The sequence below is a fragment of the Streptomyces sp. NPDC001848 genome, from assembly GCF_042891915.1.
Lineage (GTDB): Bacteria > Actinomycetota > Actinomycetes > Streptomycetales > Streptomycetaceae > Streptomyces.
This window is the reverse complement of the sequence record NZ_JBIATP010000011.1, coordinates 115,133-139,774: the sequence shown is the minus strand read 5'-3', so window position 1 is coordinate 139,774 and position 24,642 is coordinate 115,133. Positions and strand designations below refer to the sequence as shown.

At 71.1% G+C, this 24,642-nt stretch carries 21 protein-coding genes; 17 read left to right on the top strand and 4 right to left on the bottom strand.

Annotated features, from left to right (window positions below):
* Positions 1–146 precede the first annotated feature (146 nt).
* From ACFYZJ_RS23425 to ACFYZJ_RS23375, 11 genes are all read left to right on the top strand, one after another.
* A complete protein-coding gene (locus ACFYZJ_RS23425) occupies positions 147–1,406 on the top strand; it encodes an MFS transporter (RefSeq protein WP_388570966.1) in 1,260 nt (419 codons plus the stop codon).
* A 9-nt stretch (positions 1,407–1,415) separates the two neighbouring features.
* A complete protein-coding gene (pafA, locus tag ACFYZJ_RS23420) occupies positions 1,416–2,777 on the top strand; it encodes a Pup--protein ligase (protein ID WP_019754142.1) in 1,362 nt (453 codons plus the stop codon).
* A 140-nt stretch (positions 2,778–2,917) separates the two neighbouring features.
* Complete coding sequence (locus ACFYZJ_RS23415) at positions 2,918–3,922, top strand: FKBP-type peptidyl-prolyl cis-trans isomerase (RefSeq protein WP_388570964.1); 1,005 nt, start codon at positions 2,918–2,920, stop codon at positions 3,920–3,922.
* 70 nt (positions 3,923–3,992) lie between these two features.
* A complete protein-coding gene (locus tag ACFYZJ_RS23410) occupies positions 3,993–4,364 on the top strand; it encodes an FKBP-type peptidyl-prolyl cis-trans isomerase (protein ID WP_388570962.1) in 372 nt (123 codons plus the stop codon).
* A gap of 348 nt (positions 4,365–4,712) precedes the next feature.
* Positions 4,713–5,666, top strand: a complete 954-nt coding sequence (locus ACFYZJ_RS23405) for a helix-turn-helix transcriptional regulator (RefSeq protein WP_388570961.1) — start codon at positions 4,713–4,715, stop codon at positions 5,664–5,666.
* A gap of 18 nt (positions 5,667–5,684) precedes the next feature.
* A complete protein-coding gene (locus tag ACFYZJ_RS23400) occupies positions 5,685–6,713 on the top strand; it encodes a helix-turn-helix transcriptional regulator (protein ID WP_388570960.1) in 1,029 nt (342 codons plus the stop codon).
* Between the two features lie 74 nt (positions 6,714–6,787).
* On the top strand, positions 6,788–7,048 hold the full coding sequence (locus ACFYZJ_RS23395) for a hypothetical protein (protein WP_388570959.1): 261 nt from the start codon (positions 6,788–6,790) through the stop codon (positions 7,046–7,048).
* Between the two features lie 11 nt (positions 7,049–7,059).
* Positions 7,060–7,254: a hypothetical protein gene (locus ACFYZJ_RS23390; protein WP_388570958.1), complete on the top strand. Its 195-nt coding sequence runs from the start codon at positions 7,060–7,062 to the stop codon at positions 7,252–7,254.
* A 294-nt stretch (positions 7,255–7,548) separates the two neighbouring features.
* Positions 7,549–7,833, top strand: coding sequence for a Sec-independent protein translocase subunit TatA (tatA, locus tag ACFYZJ_RS23385; protein WP_388570957.1), 285 nt, complete (start codon positions 7,549–7,551; stop codon positions 7,831–7,833).
* Positions 7,834–7,880: 47 nt separating this feature from the next.
* Positions 7,881–8,834 carry a twin-arginine translocase subunit TatC gene (gene tatC, locus ACFYZJ_RS23380; RefSeq protein ID WP_388570956.1) on the top strand — a complete coding sequence of 318 codons (954 nt, stop codon included), beginning with the start codon at positions 7,881–7,883 and terminating at the stop codon, positions 8,832–8,834.
* Between the two features lie 110 nt (positions 8,835–8,944).
* Positions 8,945–11,797, top strand: a complete 2,853-nt coding sequence (locus ACFYZJ_RS23375; RefSeq protein ID WP_388570954.1) for a DEAD/DEAH box helicase — start codon at positions 8,945–8,947, stop codon at positions 11,795–11,797.
* A gap of 95 nt (positions 11,798–11,892) precedes the next feature.
* Here ACFYZJ_RS23375 and atzF read toward each other — a convergent pair whose 3' ends face one another.
* The 4 genes from atzF to ACFYZJ_RS23355 form a co-directional block, all read right to left on the bottom strand.
* Positions 11,893–13,560: an allophanate hydrolase gene (gene atzF / locus ACFYZJ_RS23370; RefSeq protein ID WP_388570952.1), complete on the bottom strand. Its 1,668-nt coding sequence runs from the start codon at positions 13,558–13,560 to the stop codon at positions 11,893–11,895.
* Between the two features lie 145 nt (positions 13,561–13,705).
* Positions 13,706–17,227, bottom strand: coding sequence for a 5-oxoprolinase/urea amidolyase family protein (locus ACFYZJ_RS23365; RefSeq protein WP_388570950.1), 3,522 nt, complete (start codon positions 17,225–17,227; stop codon positions 13,706–13,708).
* Positions 17,224–17,841 carry an urea amidolyase associated protein UAAP2 gene (locus tag ACFYZJ_RS23360; RefSeq protein WP_388570949.1) on the bottom strand — a complete coding sequence of 206 codons (618 nt, stop codon included), beginning with the start codon at positions 17,839–17,841 and terminating at the stop codon, positions 17,224–17,226. The genes ACFYZJ_RS23365 and ACFYZJ_RS23360 overlap by 4 nt, the downstream gene beginning before the upstream one ends.
* Positions 17,838–18,662 (bottom strand): urea amidolyase associated protein UAAP1, encoded by an 825-nt coding sequence (locus ACFYZJ_RS23355; RefSeq protein ID WP_388570948.1) that lies wholly within the window; start codon positions 18,660–18,662, stop codon positions 17,838–17,840. Before ACFYZJ_RS23355 ends, ACFYZJ_RS23360 begins: the two co-directional genes overlap by 4 nt.
* A gap of 255 nt (positions 18,663–18,917) precedes the next feature.
* Here ACFYZJ_RS23355 and ACFYZJ_RS23350 point away from each other — a divergent pair, with 255 nt between their 5' ends.
* From ACFYZJ_RS23350 to ACFYZJ_RS23325, 6 genes are all read left to right on the top strand, one after another.
* The gene (locus tag ACFYZJ_RS23350; protein WP_388570947.1) at positions 18,918–19,544 is read left to right on the top strand and encodes a TetR/AcrR family transcriptional regulator; all 627 of its coding nucleotides are present in this window, start codon (positions 18,918–18,920) and stop codon (positions 19,542–19,544) included.
* A 364-nt stretch (positions 19,545–19,908) separates the two neighbouring features.
* A complete protein-coding gene (locus ACFYZJ_RS23345; RefSeq protein WP_388570945.1) occupies positions 19,909–21,534 on the top strand; it encodes a sensor histidine kinase in 1,626 nt (541 codons plus the stop codon).
* Positions 21,531–21,938: a roadblock/LC7 domain-containing protein gene (locus tag ACFYZJ_RS23340; RefSeq protein WP_388570944.1), complete on the top strand. Its 408-nt coding sequence runs from the start codon at positions 21,531–21,533 to the stop codon at positions 21,936–21,938. The genes ACFYZJ_RS23345 and ACFYZJ_RS23340 overlap by 4 nt, the downstream gene beginning before the upstream one ends.
* Positions 21,935–22,351: a DUF742 domain-containing protein gene (locus ACFYZJ_RS23335; RefSeq protein WP_388570942.1), complete on the top strand. Its 417-nt coding sequence runs from the start codon at positions 21,935–21,937 to the stop codon at positions 22,349–22,351. Before ACFYZJ_RS23340 ends, ACFYZJ_RS23335 begins: the two co-directional genes overlap by 4 nt.
* Positions 22,332–22,952, top strand: a complete 621-nt coding sequence (locus ACFYZJ_RS23330; protein WP_388570940.1) for an ATP/GTP-binding protein — start codon at positions 22,332–22,334, stop codon at positions 22,950–22,952. The genes ACFYZJ_RS23335 and ACFYZJ_RS23330 overlap by 20 nt, the downstream gene beginning before the upstream one ends.
* Positions 22,953–23,122: 170 nt before the next feature.
* The gene (locus ACFYZJ_RS23325; RefSeq protein WP_388570938.1) at positions 23,123–24,640 is read left to right on the top strand and encodes a cytochrome P450; all 1,518 of its coding nucleotides are present in this window, start codon (positions 23,123–23,125) and stop codon (positions 24,638–24,640) included.
* Positions 24,641–24,642 lie beyond the last annotated feature (2 nt).

The window sequence follows — 24,642 nt, the reverse complement described above, 5'->3', positions numbered from 1 at the left end:
CGGTGCGCGGCGTCGTCCGGGCTCGTGGGCGGAGTCGTGTGGACTCCGGTCAGCGCTCATGGTACGTATGGCAGACGACGTTATACGTAAAACTTCACCCTTCGCGGGTAACGGGAAGCGGGGTGGGGCCGGCGGAAGGGGTGCGCATGGCCGCGGGATATGCGGAGATCCTCAGGGCGAGGCATGCCGCCCGCCTGCTGGTGGGGACGCTGGTGGGCCGGTTGCCGAACGCGGTCGCGGCGATCGCGGTGGTGCTGTTCGTGCGGGCCGAGGGCGGCACGTACAGCCTGGCGGGGGCGCTGGCCGCGGTGTACGGGGTGGCCAACGCGGTGGGGCAGCCGGTGCTCGGGCGGCTGGTCGATCTGTACGGGCAGCCGCGGGTGCAGCTGCCTGCGGCGGTGGTGTCCGCAGCCGCCATGACGGTGTTCGCGTTGACGGGGCTGGAGCCGCTCGCCGTGGCGTATGCCGCGATGGTGGTGGCGGGGCTGTTCACGCCGCCGCTGGAGGGCGGTCTGCGGGCGCTGTGGCCGACGGTCCTGCGCCGGGAGGAGCAGGTGCACACGGCGTATGCGATGGACGCGGTGGCGCAGGAGGTGATGTTCACGGTCGGCCCGCTGCTGGTGACTTTGTGTGCGTCGCTGTGGTCGGCGCGGGTGGCGGTGGTGGTGCTGAACGTCGTCGGGGTGCTGGGTGCGCTGTCGGTGGTCGTCTCGCCGCCGTCGCGTGGGTGGCGGTCGGCGCCGCGGGAGGCGCACTGGCTGGGGGCGTTGCGCTCGCCGGGGCTGGGGGTGCTGCTCGGTGCGTTCCTGTTCGTGGGGATGGCGCTGGGTTCGATCACGGTGGCGGCGGTGTCGTACGCCGATGGCCATGGTGGCGACGGGGTGTACGGCTGGCTGATGGCGGCGATCGGGCTCGGCGCTCTGGTCGGGGGCACGGTGTACGGGGCGCGGCGGTGGCCGGGTGCGCCGGAGCGTCGGCTGCGTGTGCTGGTGGGGCTTTTGGCGTTGTGTTATCTGCCGCTGGTGCTGATGCCGGGTGCGGTGGCTATGGTGCTGCTCGCCGTGGTGGCGGGGCTGTTCCTGGCGCCGTGTATCGCGTGTGCGTTCGTGCTGGTGGATCGGCATGCGCCGAGGGGCACGGTGACGGAGGCGTTCTCGTGGCTGGTGACGACGTTCACGGTGGGTGCGTCGGTCGGGACGGGCGTTGCGGGGCCGGTGGTGCAGGCGGGTGGCGCGCTGTGGGGTTTCGCGGTGCCGGGGGCCGCGGGGGCGGTGTCGCTGCTGGTCCTGGTGGTCGCGGGGCGGGTCCTCGCAGCTCCGGCTGGGGGCGGGGTGGTTGCGGCTTCACCGGAAAATGATCCAAACCGTGCTGTCGAACCCCGTTTCAGCTCGCGGGATCGGGCGTAATGTTCAGTCATGGACCGCCGCATTTTCGGGCTGGAGAACGAGTACGGTGTCACGTGCACGTTCAGGGGACAGCGCCGCCTGTCGCCTGACGAGGTGGCGCGGTACCTCTTCCGCCGTGTCGTGTCATGGGGCCGTAGCAGCAATGTGTTTCTGCGCAACGGGGCCCGCCTCTATCTCGATGTGGGCTCGCATCCGGAATACGCGACACCCGAATGTGACAATGTGATCGAACTGGTCACCCACGACAAGGCCGGCGAGCGCATTCTCGAGGGACTGCTGGTCGACGCCGAACGCCGCCTGCACGAGGAGGGAATCGCGGGCGACGTCTACCTGTTCAAGAACAACACGGACTCGGCGGGCAACTCCTACGGCTGTCACGAGAACTACCTGGTGGCGCGGCACGGGGAGTTCTCGCGGCTCGCGGACATCCTGATTCCGTTCCTGGTCACGCGGCAGCTGCTGTGCGGTGCCGGCAAGGTGCTGCAGACGCCGCGTGGTGCGGTGTACTGCGTGAGTCAGCGGGCCGAGCACATCTGGGAGGGCGTCAGCTCCGCGACGACGCGTTCGCGGCCGATCATCAACACGCGGGACGAGCCGCACGCGGACGCCGAGCGTTACCGCCGTCTGCATGTCATCGTCGGTGATTCGAACATGTCCGAGACGACGATGCTGCTGAAGGTCGGCGCGACCGATCTGGTACTGCGCATGATCGAGGCGGGGACGGTGATGCGTGACCTGACCCTGGAGAACCCGATCCGGGCGATCCGCGAGGTCAGCCATGACATCACGGGCCGCCGCAAGGTGCGTCTGGCGAGCGGCCGGGAGGCCTCGGCGCTGGAGGTGCAGCGGGAGTACTACGAGAAGGCCGTGGACTTCTGTGAGCGCCGCGGTATCCGGACGGGCACGGTCGAGCAGGTGCTGGAGCTGTGGGGCCGTACGCTGGACGCGATCGAGTCGGAGGATCTCGACCGGATCGGTACCGAAATCGACTGGGTGATGAAGTACAAGCTCATCGAGCGGTACCGGGCGAAGCACAACATGACGATGTCGCATCCGCGGGTGGCGCAGATAGACCTCGCCTACCACGACATCCACCGCCGTCGCGGCCTGTACTACCTGCTGGAGAAGAAGGGGCAAGCGGCCCGGATCTGCAATGATTTGAAGATCTTCGAGGGCAAGTCGGTTCCGCCGCAGACGACTCGGGCGCGGCTGCGTGGCGACTTCATCCGGCGGGCGCAGGAACAGCGGCGTGATTTCACGGTCGACTGGGTGCATCTGAAACTCAACGACCAGGCGCAGCGGACGGTGTTGTGCAAGGACCCGTTCCGTTCGGTGGACGACCGGGTGGAGAAGCTGATCGCCGGAATGTGAGACCGGATGGTGAGATGCGCGTTTCGCGCGTATCACCGGAACGCCACACGGGCGCCGTACGTTTGCCGTACGGCGCCCTTCTCACGCCGTAGAGTTGCGCGCACGCCATCCATCAAGATCGACCGATTGAGGCCCTCATCGTGCGCCGACGCTCTCTTCTTCTTGCCGCTGTGCCTGCCGGGCTGGTCACCGTCGCCGGATGCGGTGACGGCAAGTCCGGCAAGGGCGCGGGCGGTACCAGTTCGTCCCCCGCGCCCTCGGCCACGTCGGCCGCCCCACCGCCGAAGATCGTCGAGGGGCCGCTGCCGGCCATCACCGCCGGGACGAAGTTCGACCAGAAGCCCACCGTGGCGAAGGGGTCCGGCTCTCCGTCGAAGGACCTGGCGGTGAAGACGGTGATCGCGGGCGGTGGGCAGACGGTCGCGGAGAACGACTACGTCCAGGCGAACTACCTGGGCCAGATCTGGGACACGGCGAAGGTCTTCGACAACTCCTACGACCGCAAGACGCCGCTGGTGATCCAGCTCGCCGCGGGCGGCATCATCGACGGCTGGCGGTATGCGCTGGCGGGGAAGAAGGTCGGCAGCCGGGTGCTGATGGCCGTGCCACCGACCTGGGGGTATGGCACGCAGGGCAACGCGCAGGCGGGGATCAAGGGCACCGACACGCTGGTGTTCGTGGTGGACGTCCAGAACACGTTCAACGCGAAGAGCTCCGCCAAGGGCAAGGCGCCGGCGCAGCGCGACGCCGACCTGCCGAAGGTGGGCACGAACACGGACGGCAAGGCACCGTCCATCGACGTACCGAAGGTGAAGGCGCCGACGGGGCTGGTCGCGAAGTACGTCATCGAGGGTGACGGCGACGAGGTCAAGGCGGACAACACCGTCCTGGTGCAGTACAAGGGCGTGGTGTGGGACACGGGCAAGGAGTTCGACTCCACGTACGGCCGTGGCCAGCTGGCGTCGTTCTCGCTTCAGCAGGTCGTCAAGGGCTGGGCGCAGGGGCTGACCGGGAAGAAGGTGGGCAGCCGTGTGCTCGTCGTCATCCCGCCGAAGCTGGGGTACGGGGACAACCCGCCGAGCGGCAGCAGCATCAAGAAGGACTCCACGCTGGTCTTCTCCGTGGACATCCTGGCGAAGATGTAAGCCCTGCGGGGATGTGAGAGTGTCGGTGTTGCCGCAATGGCCTCAACACGAAACAGCAGGAGCTTTTGACGTGAGCATCGAGAAGCCCGAGATCGACTTCCCGGGCGGCGAGCCCCCGGCCGACCTCGAGATCAAGGACATCTGGGAGGGTGACGGCCCGGAGGCCAAGGCGGGCGACACCGTCTCCGTGCACTACGTGGGCGTGGCCTTCTCCTCCGGTGAGGAGTTCGACGCGTCCTGGAACCGGGGTACGCCGCTGCGGTTCCAGCTGGGTGTCGGCCAGGTCATCAAGGGCTGGGACCAGGGCGTGCAGGGCATGAAGGTCGGCGGCCGCCGTCAGCTGACGATTCCCCCGCACCTGGCCTACGGCGACCGTGGCGCGGGCGCCCGGATCAAGCCGGGCGAGACGCTGATCTTCGTCTGCGACCTGGTCGCCGTCTGACCGAGGCGAAAGCCACGGGTCTGACCGAGGCGACAGCCACCGACCGCCGCCGGGCCGGGGCCCGGTGGCGGTACCTCCGTGGGTCGCCGCAGCCGCTGTGCGGCGGCACCGCGTACGCAGCGGGCTCGGTCCCGGCGGGTGGTTGCCGGGGCCGGGCCTCGCGTTGTTCGGGGCTGCCGCGCCGGGCCCGCCGCGGAGGGTCGGGGGCGGTGGGGGCGTGCCTGGAGGCGACCGGAAACGATCAGCTGAGTCCAGGCCTGTGCGCGCAGGGGCCCTCGGCTTTTGCCGGGGTGCTCGCGGGCGGTACGGTCGTCCGTCGTAAGCACCATGGGGAGGCGAAGGGCGTCGATGGCCATTGCCAAGGCCGAGCGGCTGATGAACCTGGCGCTGTGTCTGCTCGGGACGCGGCGGCCGCTCAGCAAGCGTGAGCTGCGCGAGTCCATCGAGGCCTATCTGGAAGCAGGGTCCGACGACTCCTTCAACCGCATGTTCGAGCGGGACAAGGACGACCTGCGTGAGCTGGGACTCGTCATCGAGACGGTCGAGAACCTCGACGGCGAGGTCGGCTACCTGGCCCGCCGCGACAGCAACCGCCTTCCGCCCATCACCCTCGATGCCGAGGAGGCCGCCGCGCTGGGCCTGGCCGCCAAGGTGTGGCAGCAGGCCCGGCTCGCCGGTGCCGCGAGCGGCGCCCTGCAGAAGCTGCGCGCCGCCGGCCTGCCCGAGGACGTCGACCCGTACGAGGCCCACGGCGCCCTCGAACCCCGCATCCCCGTGCACGAGGCCGCCTTCGAGCCGCTGATGCTGGCCTGCCGCGACCGCCGCCCCGTCGTCTTCGACTACCGCAAGGCCACCGCGGCCCACCCCGAACAGCGCCACGTCGAACCGTGGGCGCTGGAGTGCTGGCGCGGCCACTGGTACCTGGCGGGCTGGGACCGCGACCGGGGCGCCGAGCGGGTCTTCCGGCTCTCGAGGATCACCGGCAAGGTGCGCAGCCGCGGTGGTGCCTTCACCGCCGCGGTACCCGACGTGGTCACCGTCCGTGAGACCGTGGCGAGCTGGGCGGGGGAGACCGCCGACCGTTCGGCGCGGATCCGGCTGCGCAAGGACGCGGGGTACCCCCTTCGGGCGAGGGCCACCTTCGTCCGGGAACTCGGTGACGGCTGGGACGAGTTGGAGATTCCGTACGGGCACGGCCTCGACGCCTGGCTGGTGGAGTTCGGGCCCGATGTGGTGGTCCTGGAGCCGGCGGAGCTGCGGGCCGACGTGGTGGACCGGCTGCGTGCCGTGGCCAAGGGCTGAGGGGGGAGACGTACGACCGTGGCAGGCAAACCGGCCAGGCCGGCGAACGCCATCGACCAGACCCGGCGGATGCTGTCCCTGGTGACATATCTGCGCGAGCGCCCCGGCGCGCGCGTCGAGGACGTCGCCCGGGCGTTCGGGATCACCGAGGAGGAGCTGGTCTCGGACCTCGACGTGCTGCCCATGTGCGGTACCAGCTTCCGCGGCGGCGACCTCCTCGACATCGACACCGACGGCGAGCGCATCTGGTGGCACAACCCGGCAGCACTCGGCGCGGAGGCGGCCGAGCCCCTGCGGCTGGCGGCCGACGAGGCGACCGCGCTGCTGGTGGCCGCGCGGGCCGTGGCCACCCTGCCGGGGCTGCGGGAGAGCGACCGGCAGGCGCTGCTGCGCGCCACCGCCAAGGTGGAGACCGCCGCCGGCGAGGCCGCGGGCGCCAGCTCCCGCCTGTCGGTGACCTTCGAGTCCGAGGGCGGTGTCTTCGCCGACGTCGACCGGGCCATCTCCGAGCGGCGCCGCTTGTGGATCCGCTACTACTCGCCGGCCCGCGACGAGGTCACGGAGCGTGAGATCGACCCGATCCGCCTGGTCAGCGTCGGCCACACGTATGTGGAAGCCTGGTGCCGCCGCTCCGAGGCGCGCCGCACCTTCCGGCTCGACCGGGTCGCCGAGATCAAGATCCTCGACGAGCCGTCGGCGCCCCCGGAGGTCGAGCTGCGGGACCTGTCCGAGGGGCTGGTCCAGCCCGCCGCCGAGGACCCCGAGGTGGTCGTCGAGGTCGGACCGGGCGGCCGCTGGGTCGCCGAGTACTACCCGCACGACAGCGCGGATGAGCTGCCGGACGGCGGGCTGCGTATCACCTTGCGGACCCCCGACCCGGCGTCGCTCAGGCGGCTGGCGCTGCGGCTCGGACGGGACGGCCGGATCGTGTCGCCCATGGATCTCGCGGACAGCGCCCGGCAGGCGGCCCGTGAGGCGCTCGCGGCGTACGACGGGCCGGATGCGGTTCAGGACGGGCTGTACGACAGGCAGGAGCAGGGGCTGTGAGCACGTCGGCGATGTCTGGTGCGTCGGGGCGGCCGGGGTCGGCCCAGGGAGCGCAGGGACCCGGGCCGGGTGAGATGTCGGTGCGCACGGCGTTCGCCGGGATGAGACGGGTGGCCGATGTGGTGTTCCGGGCCGGCTGCCCGGACTGCCGGGCCCGTTTCGAGCTGGGGGCGAGCGCCCTCCGGCTGGCCATCGGCGCGACCAGCAGGACCACGTTCTACTCGTTCACATGCCCCGAGTGCGGAGCCGCCGTCCGCAAGCCGGCCGGGGAGCGCATCGTCGAACTGCTCACCGGCGGCGGGGTGCGGACCCTGCGCCTCCACTCGACCCTCTAGGCTCTGACGTCATGTTCTGGCCGATGCTCGCGATCGCCCTGGGGTTCCTGGGGCTCGCCGTACTGGGTGTGCTCGCCGTCCGGGTCTTCCTGGAGGCCGAGCGCCTCGGGCGGCAGGTCGCCGACTCCGCGCGCCGGATCAACCGGGCCGCGGAGGACCTGGAGCGGGCGGCCGTGGCGACCGCGCGGGCCGCGGACCGGATATGAATTGCGCCATAAAGGGGCGCGCCCGGCGCCTCTGCCCTGCCCTGTGAATCCGACGCGAGTGGCCGCTACCGACCGTGATGAGCTGCTTCGCCCTGTCTTCTTTCCGTCGAGGGCAGGTACTCTGCTGATCGCGGCCCGGAGAACGAGACGCGGCCCGTAGAGCAGGAGTACGCACAGGGATGGTCCCGAGTTCATCCCCGGGCGATACGATCGGTGCCAGCCCGATCTGTCGGACACTTGTCCGACCGGCCGGACAGGCCCCGCTGCCCCGCCTCAGTGAGAAGGTGAAGACTTATGTTCCGCAACGCACTCGAGCCGTGGCACCTGGTGCTCCTGGTTCTGGTGATCGTCCTCGTGTTCGGCTCGAAGAAGCTTCCGGACATGGCGCGTTCACTCGGGAAGTCCGCTCGCATCCTCAAGAGCGAGGCCAAGGCGATGAAGGACGACGGCAAGCCGTCCGCCCCCGCCCAGCAGCCGGAGGAGCAGTCCCCGGCCCAGCGCACGATCCAGGCCGCTCCCGGCGACGTGACCAGCGCCCGGCCGGTCAACGAGCCGACGGACACGACGACCCAGCGCTGACGCGCGGACCGGGTACTCCGGTCCACTGCACGAGATGAGGATGTGGGTTGCTCAAGTCTGCCCGCAAGAAGGAGAGGGATCCCGAGGGGCGGATGCCGCTCGCGGATCACTTGCGTGAGCTGCGCAACCGGCTCGCGAAGGGTGTCCTGGCGATCGTCGTCGTCACGATCGTGGCCGCCTTCTTCTATCAGGACATCATCAACTTCATCACCAAGCCGCTGCTGGACTCGGTCGGCTGCGCGCAGTCCTTCGGACAGATGGCGAAGACGAAGGACAACGTCCACTGCGCGCACATCACGGTCAGCGGCCTGCTGACGCCGTTCACACTGGCGCTGAAGGCCTCGTTGACCGCCGGTGTCGTGCTGGCGGCACCGATCTGGCTGTACCAGTTGTGGGCGTTCGTCGCGCCCGGCCTGCACCGCCACGAGAAGAAGTACGCCTACGCGTTCGTCGGGTTCGGCTTCCCGCTCTTCCTCGGCGGCGGCTACCTCGCCTACAACGTGCTGCCCACCACGGCCAAGGTGATGATCGGCCTCACGCCCAAGGGCGCTGAGAACCTGCTGCCGCTGGACAAGCTGCTCGACCTGGTCACGCGCATGGTGGTGGTCTTCGGCCTCTCCTTCGAGATGCCGCTGCTGCTGGTCATGCTCAACCTCACCGGCATCCTGTCCGGCCAGCGCATGCTCGGCTGGTGGCGCGGCATGGTCGTCGGCATCGCGGGCTTCGCGGCCGTGGCCACGCCCGGCGCCGACCCGATGTCGATGCTGGCGCTGGCGGCGCCGATCTGGGCGCTGTTCTTCATCGCCGTGGGCTTCTCGCTGCTCAACGACCGCCGCCGGGCCCGGCGCGAGGGCCAGGGCCTCGCCGACGACGAGGCGTCCGACCTCGACCTCACCCCCGAGGACATCGGCGAGGTCGAGCCGGTGCGGGTGCCGAACGCACTGTCGGAGGGAACCGGTTCGGACCATGAACGCATCAACGGCTACGACGACGTGACGTGAGTGCGCGGATGCGGCACGTGGTGTGCTGACCGATCGCCGTGGGGCCCCGCCGAGGACATCGGCGGGGCCCCACGCCGTCGGCGCCCCGGCGGACGACCGGGATCCGGATAATGATCGTCCCGTTGTCAGTGGCGCCCGGTACGCTCGAAAGCACGATGACAGAGGACCTCTCCCCGGCCGAGCGGTACGCGGCAGCCCGTAGGCGCGCTGCCGAGCAGGCCACCGCGCTCGCCTCCTTCCGCGAGATGTACGACTTCGGCCTCGACCCCTTCCAGATCGAGGCCTGTCAGGCACTCGAGGCCGGCAAGGGTGTGCTGGTCGCCGCGCCCACCGGCTCCGGCAAGACGATCGTCGGCGAGTTCGCCGTCCACCTCGCCCTCGAACAGGGCAAGAAGTGCTTCTACACGACACCCATCAAGGCGCTGTCGAACCAGAAGTACAACGACCTGTGCCGCCGCTACGGCGCACCGAAGGTCGGCCTCCTCACCGGCGACAACAGCGTCAACTCCGACGCCCCGATCGTCGTGATGACCACCGAGGTCCTGCGGAACATGCTGTACGCGGGCTCGCAGACGCTCCTCGGTCTCGGCTACGTCGTCATGGACGAGGTGCACTACCTCTCCGACCGCTTCCGCGGCGCCGTCTGGGAAGAAGTGATCATCCATCTGCCCGAGTCGGTGACGCTCGTGTCGCTGTCGGCGACCGTGTCCAACGCGGAGGAGTTCGGCGACTGGCTCGACACCGTCCGCGGCGACACCGAGGTGATCGTCTCCGAGCACCGTCCCGTGCCGCTGTTCCAGCACGTGCTGGCCGGCCGCCGGATGTACGACCTGTTCGAGGAGGGCGAGGGCCACCGCAAGGCCGTCAACCCCGACCTGATGCGACTCGCCCGCATGGAGGCCAGCCGTCCCATGTTCCAGGACCGCCGGCGGGGCCGCGCCATGCGTGAGGCGGACCGCGAGCGGGAGCGCAGACAGCGCGCCCGGGTGTGGACGCCGAGCCGGCCCGAGGTCATCGAGCGGCTCGACGCCGAGGGCCTGCTGCCCGCGATCACGTTCATCTTCAGCCGCGCCGCCTGCGAGGCCGCCGTCCAGCAGTGCCTCTACGCAGGCCTCAGGCTCAACGACGAGGAGGCGCGGGAAACCGTGCGTGCCCTCGTCGAGGAGCGCACCGCCCACATCGCGCCCGAGGACCTGCACGTCCTCGGCTACTACGAGTGGCTGGAAGGCCTCGAGCGCGGCATAGCGGCCCACCACGCGGGAATGCTGCCGACCTTCAAGGAGGTCGTCGAGGAACTCTTCGTCCGCGGCCTGGTGAAGGCCGTGTTCGCGACCGAGACCCTCGCGCTCGGCATCAACATGCCCGCCCGCTCGGTGGTGCTGGAAAAGCTCGTGAAGTGGAACGGCGAACAGCACGCCGACATCACCCCCGGCGAGTACACCCAGTTGACCGGTCGTGCGGGCCGCCGCGGGATCGACGTCGAGGGCCATGCCGTGGTGCTGTGGCAGCGTGGCATGAGCCCCGAGCACCTCGCGGGCCTCGCCGGCACCCGCACCTACCCGCTGCGCTCCAGTTTCAAGCCGTCGTACAACATGGCGGTCAACCTGGTCGAGCAGTTCGGCCGGCACCGCTCCCGCGAACTCCTCGAGACGTCCTTCGCGCAGTTCCAGGCCGACAAGTCGGTCGTCGGCATCTCCCGCCAGGTGCAGCGCAACGAAGAAGGCCTCGCCGGTTACCGGGAGGCCATGACCTGCCACCTCGGCGACTTCGAGGAGTACGCCCGGCTGCGCCGCCAACTGAAGGACCGCGAGACCGAGATCGCCCGGCAGGGCGCCGCCCAGCGCCGCGCCGAGGCCGCCGTCGCGTTGGAAAAGCTCAAGCCCGGGGACGTCATCCATGTGCCCACGGGGAAGTACGCGGGCCTGGCACTCGTCCTCGACCCCGGCCTGCCCGCCGGCCGCTCCGACGGCCACCGGGGGCTGGAGTACCAGGACGGCCCGCGCCCGCTCGTCCTCACCGCCGAGCGGCAGGTCAAGCGGCTGGCCACGATGGACTTCCCGGTGCCGGTCGAACCGCTGGAGCGGATGCGGATCCCGAAGTCCTTCAACCCGCGCTCCCCGCAGTCCCGCCGCGACCTCGCCTCCGCGCTGCGCACCAAGGCCGGGCACATTCCGCCGGAGCGGCACCGCAAGCGACGCTCCCAGGCGGCCGACGACCGCGAGATCGCGAGGCTGCGCGCCGCGCTGCGCGCCCACCCCTGCCACGGGTGCAACGACCGCGAGGACCACGCCCGTTGGGCCGAGCGCTACCACCGGCTGCTGCGCGACACCAAGCAGCTGGAGCATCGCATCGAGGGCCGCACGAACACGATCGCGCGTACGTTTGACCGGATCGTGGCACTGCTGACGGAACTGGACTACCTGCGCGGCAACGAGGTGACCGAGCACGGCAAGCGGCTCGCCCGGCTCTACGGCGAACTCGACCTGCTCGCCAGCGAATGCCTGCGCGAGCGGGTCTGGGAGGGGCTCTCCCCGGCCGAACTGGCGGCATGTGTCTCGGCGTTGGTCTACGAGGCCCGGGTCGGCGACGACGCGATGGCACCGAAGCTGCCCTCGGGCAAGGCCAAGGCCGCGCTCGGCGAGATGGTGCGGATCTGGGGGCGTCTGGACGCCCTGGAGGAGGAGTTCCGCATCAACCAGACCGAGGGCGTCGGCCAGCGCGAACCCGACCTCGGGTTCGCCTGGGCCGCGTACATGTGGGCCGGCGGGAAGGGGCTGGACGAGGTCCTGAACGAGGCGGAGATGCCGGCCGGTGACTTCGTGCGGTGGTGCAAGCAGGTGATCGACGTGCTGGGACAGATCGCGGCGGCTGCCCCTGCGGAGGACTCGACCGTGGGCAAGGCTGCGCGTAAGGCGGTTGATCAGTTGCTGCGGGGGGTTGTGGCCTACTCGTCGGTGGGGTGACGGCCGTCTCGGCGGGTGCGGGTGCGGGTGTGGCTGCGTTGTGGTTGCTCGCACCCACGCGGCGGAGCCGTAGCGCGACCCGGCCCCGCGCCCGTTCAGGCCTGTTGTCCCTGCCCCCGAGTCAGATACGCCCGCCAGCTTCCGTACCGTGTGATGTCCTCGCTGTCGGCCAGGGCACCGGGTTCGCACAGGAAGCCGGGGACTCGCCTACCGTCGGCCAGTTCCACGCTGCCCAGCGTCATCGGGCGGGGCAGAGCCGCCAGTAGACGGCCCAGGCCCTCCGCGGGCAGCCGCCAGACCTCCGTCTCGATCGCCGCGCCGCCCTCGCCGACGTGCACCAGGCCCGGCTTCGGCGGGTCGGTGCGCAGGGCGTGCAGGCGGTAGAGCGGGGCCGTGGTGGTCGTACGGTCCAGTTGGGCGCCCAACGCCAGGAGTTGCGGGTTCAGGGGCTGGCCCGACAGGTGTGCGCCCACCACGGCGACGTACGTCTCCGGTTCCAGCACTCGGGCGATCCGGGCCAGCCGTTCGTCCGTGAACGACGGACCGACCAGCATCACGCCGAACGGCAGCCCGTTCACCTCGCCCGCCGGGACGGCCACCGCCGCCAGGTCGAAGAGGTTCGTCGAGTTGGTGAAGCGGCCCAGACGGGCGTTGGCGCCCAGGGGGTCCGCGGCGACCTCGGCGAGGGTGGGGTGTCCCGGGGCGGTGGGCAGCAGCAGCGCGTCCGCGTCGGCCAGTTCCGCCAGGGCGCGGGCGCGCAGGAGGGCCAGTCGGGCCTGGTCGGCGAAGAGCTGATGGGCCGGGATGTCGCGGGCGCGGGTGATGATGCCGGCGACCGTGGGGTCCAGGCCCCCGCCACCCTCGGCGATCAACTTGTCGACAAAGCTCCCTACCGCCGTATAGCGCTCCGCCACGAACGCGCCCTCGTACAGCATCGCTGCCGCCTCCGTGAACGGAGCGAGGTCGATGCTCCGCACCTCGGCGCCCGCGCCCGCGAGCCGGCCGACCGCGGCCTCGTACGCCTCCGCCCAGCCCTCGTCCATCTCGCCGAGCTGGGCGAGCGGCGGGACCGCGATGCGCCACGGGCCCGCCGCCCGCTGAGGGAGAGCCGGGAGCGCGCCGCCGGGCGGCGACGCCATATGGGCCAGCGCCTGCTCGGCCTCCGGGAGCGTACGGGCGAACACCGTGACGCAGTCGATCGAGGCGCAGGCGGGCACGACACCGGTCGTGGGGACGAGGCCACGGGTCGGCTTCAGGCCGACGATGCCGTTGAAGGCGGCCGGGACGCGGCCCGAGCCCGCGGTGTCGGTGCCGAGGGCGAAGTCGACGATGCCGAGCGCCACCGCCACGGCCGAGCCGGAGCTGGAGCCGCCGCTGATGCGGGACGGGTCGTGGGCGTTGCGTACGGCGCCGTAGGGGGAGCGGGTGCCGACCAGGCCGGTGGCGAACTGGTCCAGGTTCGTGGTGCCCAGCGCCACCGCGCCGGCTGCGCGGAGGCGGGCGACGACCGGAGCGTCCTCTTCGGGTGCGTACGCGTAGGCCGGGCAGCCTGCCGTGGTGGGCAGGCCCTTGACGTCGATGTTTCCCTTCGCGGCGAAGAGCCTGCCGGCCAGGGGGAGGTGTTCGCCCGCGGCCACTCGTGCGTCGACGGTCCTTGCTTCGGCTTCCACGTCCGCCTGGTTGCGCAGGTCGATCCAGATTTCGGGGCGGTTGACGGTCTGGATGCGGGCGTATGTCCGGCGGACTCGGGTCAGTGTGGACATCTGTGCTCCTGGGCTGGGGTGGGTTCGTCGGCCGGCCGCCGGTGGGTGGTGTGTGCCCACCCGTTCCGCCCCTGGGGCATCGCCTGCTCGAGCGAAGCCGAGAGCTTGGGGGAGGAACGGCTGCCTACACACCACCTGGCTGCCTTCACGTCACCGTGGGCTGCGGGGGGCCAAGGACCACCAAGGCCGTGCCCGCATCCACCTGTGCGCCAGGCCTGGTCAGGATCTCCGTCACCACGCCGTCGACCGGCGCACGCACCCTCGACTCCATCTTCATCGCCTCCAGGGCCAGCAGCGGCTGTCCTGCCGTCACCTCGTCGCCCGGCTCGACGTTCACCTGCCACACGGACGCGGTGAACTCCGCCTCCACGAGCCGGCCACCAGGCGGAACCACCACATCGGACTGCACCGCGGGAGCGGTCGCCGTCTCCTGCCGGGTGAACTCGCCCGCCGCCTCCCACGCGGCACGCTCCCCGGCGAAGGCGGCCTGCTGCCGGGACCTGAACTCGGCGATCGCCGCGGAGTTCTCGGTGACGAACGCCTCGTGCTCCGCCAGGGAGAACACCCCCTCCTCGATACGCGGCACGAAGCGGCCCGAGACGATGTCCGCGCGGAGTTCGAGCAGTTCCTCGGCGCTCACCGGGTACCACTTGATGCGGTCGAAGAAGCGGAGCAGCCATGGGGAGCCCGGCTCGAACGCGCCCCGCTGCTGCCACCCGGACCACACCTGCGTCGTACGCCCCACGAACTGGTAGCCGCCAGGGCCCTCCATGCCGTAGACGCACAGATAGGCGCCGCCGATGCCGACCGAGTTCTCGGCGGTCCAGGTGCGGGCCGGGTTGTACTTCGTGGTCACCAGGCGGTGGCGCGGGTCGAGGGGGGTGGCCACGGGTGCGCCCAGGTACACGTCGCCGAGGCCCAGGACCAGGTACTCGGCGTCGAAGACCGTGCGGTACACGTCCTCTACCGAGTCCAGGCCGTTGACGCGGCGGATGAACTCGATGTTCCACGGGCACCAGGGCGCGTCGTCGCGGACGCCCGCCATGTAGCGGGCGATGGCCTCACGGGTGGCCGGGTCGTCCCAGGACAGCGGGAGGTGGACGGTGCGGGACGGGACGACCAGTTCGTCGGTGGGAGGCAGGGTCGCGACCATCTCGCGGACGAGTGCGAGCAGGTCGGGCTGGGCGAGCCTGCGCGGGTCGGTCTGGATCTGGAGGGAGCGGATTCCGGGGGTGAGGTCGGTGACTCCGTCCAGGCACGCCTGCGACACCGCCTCCATCAGCGCGTGCACCCGCATCCGCAGGGCCAGGTCCAGCCGCATCGGACCGAACTCGACCAGCAGGTTGTCGTCGCCGCTGCGCCGGTACGTCACGTCGCCGTCCCGGGCCAGGATCCCGCCGTCCACGATGGCGGGCCGCGGCGCGCCGTCGTCGGCCAGCGGTGCGAAGCGGACGGTGTCGCCGGGGCGGAGTTGGCCGAGTTTCCAGCGTTCCCGGGTGGGCACGGTCGCCGGGCAGACGAAGCCGCCGAGCGACGGGCCGTCCGGGCCGAGCAGCACCGGCATGTCGCCCGTGTAGTCGACGGCGCCGACCGAGTACGGCGTGTCGTGGATGTTGGACGGGTGCAGGCCCGCCTCGCCGCCGTCCGGGCGAGCCCAGCGCGGCTTGGGGCCGACCAGGCGTACTCCGGTGCGGGCCGAGTTGAAGTGGACCTTCCACTCGGCGGCGTAGAAGTCGTGGATGTCGTCCTCGGTGAAGAACTCCGGTGCCGCGTGAGGACCTTCCAGGGCTCCCAGCAGCCACGACGAGGTGAAGGCCGGGCGATCGGCGGCCGGCACCGGGGTGCCCGTCGTCACCGTGCCGCCGTGCAGGACGTCACCTGTGCGCAGCGCCCGACCGCCGTGGCCGCCGAACCGGCCCAGCGTGAAGGTGGCCGCGCTGCCGAGGAAGGCGGGCACGTCCAGGCCGCCGCCCGCGAACAGGACGTAGGTCCGCAGTCCGTGTTCGGACGGCGTCCCCACCTCCAGGACCGCGCCCGCCGGCACCGTCACCGGCTCCCACTGCGCGAGAGGCGCTCCGTCCAGCCTGACCGGCGCCGGGGCGCCCGTGACGCACACGGTGGTGGCGTGCGTGAAGCGCAGCGTCGGCCCCTGGAGCGTGCACTCCAGGCCGGGCGCGCCCTCCGGGTTGCCGAGCGCCCGGTTGCCGAGCCGGAAGGACAGGTCGTCCATCGGGCCGCACGGCGGCACGCCCACCTGCCAGTAGCCGGTGCGGCCCGGCCAGTCCTGCACGGTGGTCAGTGTCCCGGCGGACAGCACCTCGATGCGCGGGGTCGGGTCCGTGACGTCGGCGAGGGTCGCCGTGCAGTGCGTGGCCGACCGGAAGGCACCGGCCGCGAGGGCCGCCCGGATCTGGCCCAGGTTGGTCTCGATGCCGTCCACCCGGGTGCGGGACAGGGCCTCGTCCAGCCGCCGCAACGCGTGGTCCCGGTCCGGGCCGTAGGCGATCACCTTGGCGAGCAGGGGATCGTAGGAGGTGGTGACCTCCGTGCCCGTCTCGATCCAGCCGTCCACGCGCACCCCCTGCGGGAACTCGACCCGGGTGAGCAGTCCGGCGCCGGGGCGGTGGTCGCGGGAGGGGTCCTCGGCATAGAGGCGGGCCTCGACGGCGTGGCCGCGGGGCGGCCCCGGGTCCCGCACGACGTCGTGGTCGCCGCGCGCCAGGCGCAGCATCCAGGTGACCAGGTCGACGCCGTACGTCTCCTCGGTGACCGGGTGCTCGACCTGGAGGCGGGTGTTGACCTCCAGGAAGTACGCCTCCTCACGGGCCACGTCGTACACGAACTCGACGGTTCCGGCGGACCGGTAGCCGACGGAGGCGCACAGGTCGCGCGCGGAGGTGGCCAGTTGCCGTCGTACGTGGGGCGGGAGCCCCGGTGCCGGTGCCTCCTCCACGACCTTCTGGTTGCGGCGCTGCAGGGAGCAGTCGCGGTCGCCGAAGGTGACGACCTTCCCCGCGCCGTCGCCGAAGATCTGCACCTCGACATGGCGGGCGTGCTCGACGAGCCGCTCCAGGAAGACGCCCGCAGTGGTGAAGGAGGCGGCGGCGACCCGCTGCACCCGCTCCCATGCCTCACTCAGTTCGCCGGCGGAGCGACATGCCGACATACCGATGCCGCCGCCCCCGCCCGTCGCCTTGAGCATCACGGGATAGCCGATCTCTTCGGCTCGCTCCAGTGCCTCGTCCAGGGAGGCGAGCAGGCCCGTGCCGGGGGCCAGCGGTACGCCCGCCGCCCGGGCTGCCGCGCGGGCGGTGTGCTTGGTGCCGAACAGCTCCAGCTGTTCGGGGGTCGGGCCCACGAACACGATCCCGGCGTCCTCGCAGCGGCGCGCGAACGCCGCGTCCTCGGACAGGAAGCCGTAGCCCGGGTGGATCGCCCCCGCGCCCGTGTCCTTCGCGGCCCTCAGCACCAGGTCCGCATCGAGGTAGGACTCCCTCGCGGGCGCCGGTCCCAGCCGTACCGCGTGGTCGGCGAGTCGGACGTGGGGTGCCGAGCGGTCCGCGTCGGAGTACACCGCGACCGTGCGCAGGCCGAGCTCGCGGGCCGTACGCAGGATCCGGACGGCTATCTCGCCGCGGTTGGCGACCAGGAGCGCATCGAAGCTCATGCGCCGTCCCCCCGGCCGGCCCCGATCGTCATCTCCACCGCCGTCGGCTCGAAGCCGTTGCACGGGTTGTTGATCTGGGGGCAGTTGGAGACGAGCACGAGAACGTCCCGCTCCGCCCGCAGGGTCAGCGAGAGGCCCGGTGCCGAGATGCCGTCGACGATGCCGAGGGTGCCGTCCTTCTCGACGGGAACGTTCATGTACCAGTTGATGTTGGACACCAGGTCCCGCTTGCCGAGGCCGTACTTGGCGCCCTCCGCCAGGAAGTTGTCCACGCAGGCGTGCTGCGACCAGGTGTGGTGGCCGTACCGGAGTGTGTTCGACTCCTTGGAGCAGGCGCCGCCGAGCGTGTCGTGCCGGCCCACGTCGTCCGCGACGACCGTCATCAGCGGGGTGTGCTCGTTGGACAGCAGCACGCTGCCCGTGGTGAGGAAGATGTTTCCCTGCGCGTGGACGGTGTCGGGGGCGCTGTAGCGGACGGACGTGTCATGTGCGTCGTAGACGAGGAAGTCGACGGCCTGGTTGCCGTGCAGATCGGTGATCGTGAGCGGCTCCCCGGCGCGGACGACGGCCGACCAGGCGGCGCGGGCCGGAACGACGGTCTTCGCGGTGTTCATGCGAGCCCCCTCGCGGCGAGGAATTCGGCGGTGTTCAGAAAGGCGCGGCGGCCCTCCGGTGTGGCCTCCCACACCGGGTCGCCCGGGCGCGTCGCCTCCGAGCGCCAGGCGAGGACCTCCAGCGGGGTGCACACGTAGTCCGGGCGCGGATCGACCGGGTGGGGGACATTCGCGAGGAGCACCGTGACGTCCTGCTCGGTGCGCAGGGTGACGCTGCCGCCGGGGCCGACGGAGCCCGTGAAGTCGAGGGCGCCGTCCTCGCGGATCTCCACGCCCTGGAAGAACGACAGCGACGGCGGCAGGTCGCGCGCCTCCAGGCCGTTCTTGGCGGCGGCGAGCTTGAACAGCTCCCGTCCGGCGGGGGACGCGGACTGCGGGGTGCCGTCCCCGTAGCGCTCGGTGTTGCGGGCGAGCGTGGAGGTACCGCACAGCGCGTCGTGCCGCCCGGAGGTGTCGGCGACGACCGAGGCGAGGACGCGGCCCTGGTCGGACAGGAGCAGCCGCCCCTCCTCGAGGTACGCGTTCCACTGCACCTTCACCGTGTCGGCGACGTTCAGCCGCTCCCACGGCCGGTCGGCGACGAACAGCAGCAGATGGGCGCAAGCGTCGCCCCGCAGGTCCGTCAGCCGCAGCTCGGTGCCGCGGGCCAGCACCCGGTGCGTGTAGTTGCCGCCCGCCACGGTCTCCGCCCACACCAGGTGGCCCGCCTCGCAGGGCGGCGCGGGCCAGGCGCTCGCCGGGACGACGGGCATGGCCTCGGTACGGGCACCCTCCTGTGCCCGGGCGTGGTCGCGTGCTCCGTAGGTGGTCGCTGTCGCCATCGCGGGACCTTTCGGGGTCTGACTGCTGCGGTGATTTCTGTCGCCCGACAGAAATTAGGCGCCGGTGGGGTCGCGGGCGTGTCCCGGGTGTTGCCGGTCGGTTTCCGGTCCCTCACGGCGGGCGCCGGGCGGGCCCTCGTCGTACGGCGTGCTGTTTCTGGCCCCGGCGGCGCCCGCCGCGGTCCATGGCCGGCGCGGGCCCTCGTCGTACCGCGCCGAGATCGTCGTACGGCGTCATGTGCGAGGATCGACCGCATGGGAACCGGTGGTGGGCGGCGGGTCGGCAGGCCGCGGGCGGAGCGGCGCCCCGACAGTGGACTGTCGCCGCGCGACGAGCTCCTCACGGCCGCCGCCGAGCTGTTCACGACCCGCGGGTATGCCGCGACCACCACCCGGGCCGTGGCCGAGCGGGCCGGGATGCGGCAGGCCTCCATGTACCACTACGTGTCCGGCAAGGAGGAACTGCTCGCCGAGCTGCTGGAGTCCACCGTCACGCCCTCGCTGTCCTGTGCGCGCGACCTGCTCGCCGTCGACACCGCCCCGGCCGAGGACCGCCTGTGGGAGCTGTGCCGCACCGACGTCGAACTGCTCTGCGGAGGCCCGCACAACCTGGGCGGTCTCTACCTGCTGCCCGAGGTGCGCTCCGAACGGTTCGCCGGCTTCCATGCCGTGCGCGCGGAACTCAAGGACGCCTACCGGCAGTTGATCGCCGCCACCCGTGCGGGCTCGGCCCTCGCCAAGGGTGAGCTGGATCTGCGGACGGATCTGGTCTTCGGGCTGATCGAGGGCGTCATCCTGGTCCACCGCTCCGACCCGGAGCGTCCGGTCTCCGCCTTCGCGGAGGCCACGGCGGACGCGGCGCTGCGTATCGCCGGAGTCTGAGGCTTCCTCAGGTCCTCAGCTCCTCAAGCCCCAAGTCGACTGCGCCGCAGGGGATTCACCTACGCGGGCGATCCGTTCCGCATACCCGTTCGTGATAACGGTCCGTGTTCGAACACTAGCGCATTGTGTGAAAAGTGCTGAGCGTACTCCTGATCCGATGGGCATTTCAGGTGCTTGCTGAATATGACATGGCGATGATCCGGTCGGACTAAGCTCGCCCGCGGCGCACCGAGTTGCGGTGTATTCGTGCGCCTGTTCCCAAACATGACGAAGATCCAGATGTCACCCCGTTTCGATCCGGTACCTACCCGCCTCTTCCCGTAAGCACCCCCCGACCCAGCCGATTCCGTCTCAGAGGGCATACATGGTGAGTGTTCAATCGCCTCCTGCGGGCCACGAACTTCCCTACACGCGCGTGCTGTTGGTGCCGGTGATACTGATGTCCGCGGCGACGGGGGCCGCCGTCGCCGTGCTCACCGGGCCCGCCCGGGCCGCCGTCGGCTGGTGCGGGGCCATCGCCACGGTCCTGGTGACCGCCGTCGCGGCCGTGGCCGTCCACCGTGAACGCGCCCTGCGTGCCCTGCGCGTCGAGTGCGCCGAGCGCACCGCCTTGCTGGAGCGCCGGATCGCCTCCCAGAACGACGACCTCGACTACCTCCGCACCGAGGTCGTGCCCAGGGCGGTCGCCAAGCTGCGCGAAGCCATCTCGCCCGGACAGGTGCTCACCCAACTCGTCGACGGCACCCCGGAGTTCCGCGGGATGCCGGCCGCGCAGCGCCGGTTGCTGAAGACGGTACTGCAGGTCATCGACCGTGAGATCGCCCGGCGCGACTCCGCGCTGCGTGCCTTCGTCCACATCGCCCGCCGCGTCCAGGCCATCGTCCACCAACAGGCCAAAGAACTGCGGGAGATGGAGGAGGACCACGGTCTGACCCCGGAGGTCTTCGACGACCTGCTGCGCCTCGACCACGGCAACGCGCTGATCGGCCGCCTCGCCGACTCCATCGCCGTCATCGGCGGTGGCCGCCCCGGCCGCAAGTGGCCCCAGCCCGTGCCGCTGTACAGCTGCCTGCGCGGTGCGATGAGCCGGATCCTGGAGTACCGCCGCATCGAACTGCACTCCATCGCCAAGGTCAACATCAAGGGCGAGTCGGTCGAGCCGATCATCCACGCCGCCGCCGAACTCCTCGACAACGCCACGCGCTACTCGCCGCCCAACACCAAGGTGCACGTCACCGCCACCGAGGTGCAGACCGGAGTCTGCGTCGAGATCGAGGACGGCGGAGTCAGCCTGAGCGGCGAGAACCGCGCCAAGGTCGAAAGGATGCTCGCCGAGGCCCAGGCCGACGTGGACGTCCAGCAGCTCGGCGAGGCCCCGCGCCTCGGCCTCGCCGTCGTCGGACGCCTGTCGTCGATGTTCAACATGGAGGTCTCGCTGCGGAAGTCGGCGTACGGCGGTGTCCGCGCGATCCTCGTCGTCCCGAACGACATGACGACCACCGACCCCGCCCCAGGACAGGCCCACGGCATCGGCATCACCTCCATTCCGACCCTGGACAACGACGGCGTCGAGGGGCCCAAGCGCAAGGAGAAGCCCCGCCGCCCCACCACCGGGCCCCGGGTCAGGGAGCGGCTGTCCCTGGAGGACGACGTCCCCGTGGTCACCGAGTGGACGGCCAACGGTCTGCCGCAGCGCCGCAGCAGGGTGAAGATCCCGCTGAGCCAGCAGATCGCCGAGGCCGCCGCCGCGGAAGCCGCCGCCCGGGCCATCCAGGCCAGGAGCCATGCCCCCGTCCGGCCGGAGCCCGAACGCAGGAAGAAGGACGAGCCGCCCCCCGGCATGTGGGTGGAGGCGTTCTTCGCCGGGCTCAAGGCCGACCCCGACCCGAACGCCTTCTCCTCCGGACCGCCGGACGACCACCCGCACGCAACCGCCAGCACCGACGAGCCGGCCGCTGCCCCGGCCGACGACGAGGGGGACCCGAAGTGATCCAGCAGCGAGGCAACCTGGACTGGTTGCTGAAGGAACTCGCCGACGGCGTACCGGGCATCCACCAGATCGTGGTGCTCTCCGCCGACGGTCTGCGCATCGCCCGCCACGGCGGTGACCCGGACGCCGCCGACCGCGTCGCCGCGGCCTGCGCCGGACTGCAGAGCCTGGCCGGGGCGGTCGCGGCCGAGATGCCGGACAGCGACGGCCGGATGCGCATGGTCATCATCGAGATCGACGGCGGCTACTTCTACATGATGGAGGCCGGTCCGGGCGCCTATCTGGCGGTTCTCTCCGACGTGGTCGCCGAGGCCGGCCTGATGAGCAACCGCATGCGCGATCTCGTCATCCGCATCGGCGACCACCTCACGAGCCCGCCGCGACGGACCGGGCAGACCGTATGACTCCTCCGCAACGGCGCCGGCGCCATCCCCAGGAACAGCCTCCCCCGGAGCCTGTCACCGAAGGCGGCACGGCGGAGGGTGAGGGCAGACAGCCCGAGCGGCTGTACATCCTCGCCGGCGCGGCCGACGGGGGCGAACGGGCCCCCATCGACCTGGTCACCCTGATCGTGACCAGCGCCGACCCGCCGCCCGCCGCCACGCCGGAGCAGCAGGCGCTGCTCCGGCTCTGCCAGACCCCCTTGTCCGTGGCCGAGATCTCGGCCTACCTCGGTCTGCCGTTCAGTGTGGTGACCATGCTGATCACCGAACTGCTGGCGGCCGAACTGGTCCAGGCACGCGCCCCGATCGTCCGGCAGGCGGTGCCCGACCGTTCCCTCCTCGAAGCGGTGATGCATGGACTTCAAAAGCTCTGACACCCTCCCGGGGCCGCCCCCCGAGGACCACCTGCCGCACACCACGCAGGCCGCCGTCAAGATCGTCATCGTGGGCGGGTTCGGAGTCGGCAAGACCACCATGGTCGGTTCCGTCAGCGAGATCAGGCCGCTGACGACCGAGGAGACCATGACCCAGGCGGGCATCGGAGTCGATGACAACTACGGCTCCGACAGCAAGACGGCCACCACCGTGGCCATGGACTTCGGCCGGATCAGCATCACCGAGCACCTGGTGCTGTACCTGTTCGGCACCCCCGGCCAGGAACGCTTCTGGTTCCTGTGGCACGGCCTGTTCGAGGGCGCACTCGGCGCCGTCGTCCTCCTCGACACCCGCCGCCTCGAGGTCAGTTTCGATGTCATCGGTCGGCTGGAGGAGCGCGGCGTGCCCTTCGTGGTCGCCGTCAACTCCTTCCCCGACGCGCCCCGTTACCCCATCGAGGAACTGCGCGGGGCACTCGACCTGCCGATCGAGATCCCGATCATGGAGTGTGACGCCCGGCGCCGGGCCTCCAGCCGCGAGGTCCTGATGACGCTGACGCGCTTCCTGCACTCCCTGGCGATGCGCCGCGCCCCCGCCTGAGGTCGCCCGCGCCCCGTCCCCTGTTTCGGCCCCATCCCCATCCCCCGGCCCCGTCCCAGGCCCCATCCCCATCCCCCCGGCCCCGTCTGCCGGCCCCGTCCCAGGCCCCATCCCCATCCCCATCCCCATCCCAAGACACAGGTTCGACCTGACGTTCCGGAGCGACCATCGTGACGCCTGAATCCCCCTCCCTGACCGGCAGGGACCACACCGGTACGGACGCCTCCTCCGCCGTCCCGCCGCCCGGCTGCCCGGCCCACGGCCTCGGCCCCGGCGGAGTGCGCCGGCTGTACGGTCCCGAGGCGGAGGACCTGGGAGCCCTGTACGAGAAACTCCGCGCCGAGCACGGCCCCGTGGCGCCCGCGCTCCTCCACGACGACGTGCCGATCTGGGTGGTGCTCGGGCACGCGGAGAACCTGCACATGGTGCGCAGCCCCGCGCACTTCACCCGCGACAGCCGCATCTGGGCCCCGCTGGTGAGCGGTGAGGTCAAGCCCGACCACCCGCTCACCCCGCACTTCGCCTGGCAGCCCATCTGTTCGCACGCCGAGGGCGACGAACACCTGCGGCTGCGCGGTGCGGTCACCGGCGCCATGTCGACCATCGACTACCGGGGCCTGCGCCGGTTCATCAACCGGGCGACGCAGTACCTCGTCAACCGCTTCTGTGAACAGGGCCGGGCCGACCTCGTCGGCCAGTTCGCCGACCACCTTCCGATGGCGGTGATGTGCGAGGTGCTCGGCATGGGCGAGGAGTACAACGACCGGATCGTGCACGCCGCCCGCGACATGCTCAAGGGCACCGAGACCGCGATCGCCAGCAACCAGTACATCGTGGACGCCCTCGGCCGGCTCGTCGCCCGCCGCCGGAGCGAACCCGAGGACGACTTCACCACCCACCTCATCAACCACCCGGCCCGGCTCACCGACGACGAGATCCGGGAGCACCTGCGGGTGGTCCTCATCGCCGCCTACGAGGCCACCGCCAACCTCCTCGCCAACGTGCTGCGGATGATCCTCACCGATCCGCGGTTCCGGGCGCAGCTGAGGGGCGGGCAGATGACGGTGCCCGAGGCGGTCGAGCAGTCCCTGTGGGACGAGCCGCCGTTCAGCAGCATCCTCGGCTACTTCGCCAAGCAGGACACGGAACTGGGCGGGCAGCGCATCCGCAAGGGCGACGGACTGCTCTTCGCCATCGCACCCGGCAACGTCGACCCGCGGGTGCGGCCCGACCTCTCGGCCAACATGCAGGGCAACCGCTCCCACCTCGCCTTCGGCGGCGGCCCGCACGAGTGCCCCGGCCAGGACATCGGGCGTGCCATCGCCGACACCGGCATCGACGCGCTGCTGACGCGGCTGCCGGACCTCGAACTCGACTGCGACGAGGACGAACTGCGCTGGAGTGCGTCCATCGCGTCGCGGCACCTGGTGGAGCTCCCGGTGCGGTTCCAGCCGAAGCCACCGCAGGACGTGACGCAGCAGCCTTCGCCGCGACCGGTGCCGACGCAGCGCTCCGACTGGGAGATCACGACGGCGCCCGCTGCCCGGACCTCGACTGCCGACCCGCAGCCGCTGCCGGCTCCGCCCCCGCCGCCGGCCGTCGTGCCGGCGCCCACCGAACCGGTCGCCGAGCCGCGGCCCCGGCCGGGACTGTGGTGCCGGGTGCTGCGCCGGTGGCGGCGCCGCTGAGC

Bases quoted from the DNA above. Each gene is read 5' to 3' on its own strand.
- ACFYZJ_RS23355 (WP_388570948.1), bottom strand. From the start codon at position 18,662: ATGGCGACAGCGACCACCTACGGAGCACGCGACCACGCCCGGGCACAG.
- ACFYZJ_RS23405 (WP_388570961.1), top strand. From the start codon at position 4,713: ATGGCCATTGCCAAGGCCGAGCGGCTGATGAACCTGGCGCTGTGTCTG.
- pafA (WP_019754142.1), top strand. From the start codon at position 1,416: ATGGACCGCCGCATTTTCGGGCTGGAGAACGAGTACGGTGTCACGTGC.
- ACFYZJ_RS23375 (WP_388570954.1), top strand. From the start codon at position 8,945: ATGATCGTCCCGTTGTCAGTGGCGCCCGGTACGCTCGAAAGCACGATG.
- ACFYZJ_RS23395 (WP_388570959.1), top strand. From the start codon at position 6,788: ATGTCGGTGCGCACGGCGTTCGCCGGGATGAGACGGGTGGCCGATGTG.
- ACFYZJ_RS23390 (WP_388570958.1), top strand. From the start codon at position 7,060: ATGTTCTGGCCGATGCTCGCGATCGCCCTGGGGTTCCTGGGGCTCGCC.
- ACFYZJ_RS23345 (WP_388570945.1), top strand. From the start codon at position 19,909: ATGGTGAGTGTTCAATCGCCTCCTGCGGGCCACGAACTTCCCTACACG.
- ACFYZJ_RS23360 (WP_388570949.1), bottom strand. From the start codon at position 17,841: ATGAACACCGCGAAGACCGTCGTTCCGGCCCGCGCCGCCTGGTCGGCC.
- ACFYZJ_RS23425 (WP_388570966.1), top strand. From the start codon at position 147: ATGGCCGCGGGATATGCGGAGATCCTCAGGGCGAGGCATGCCGCCCGC.
- ACFYZJ_RS23330 (WP_388570940.1), top strand. From the start codon at position 22,332: ATGGACTTCAAAAGCTCTGACACCCTCCCGGGGCCGCCCCCCGAGGAC.
- ACFYZJ_RS23350 (WP_388570947.1), top strand. From the start codon at position 18,918: ATGGGAACCGGTGGTGGGCGGCGGGTCGGCAGGCCGCGGGCGGAGCGG.
- ACFYZJ_RS23335 (WP_388570942.1), top strand. From the start codon at position 21,935: ATGACTCCTCCGCAACGGCGCCGGCGCCATCCCCAGGAACAGCCTCCC.
- ACFYZJ_RS23365 (WP_388570950.1), bottom strand. From the start codon at position 17,227: ATGAGCTTCGATGCGCTCCTGGTCGCCAACCGCGGCGAGATAGCCGTC.
- tatA (WP_388570957.1), top strand. From the start codon at position 7,549: ATGTTCCGCAACGCACTCGAGCCGTGGCACCTGGTGCTCCTGGTTCTG.
- atzF (WP_388570952.1), bottom strand. From the start codon at position 13,560: ATGTCCACACTGACCCGAGTCCGCCGGACATACGCCCGCATCCAGACC.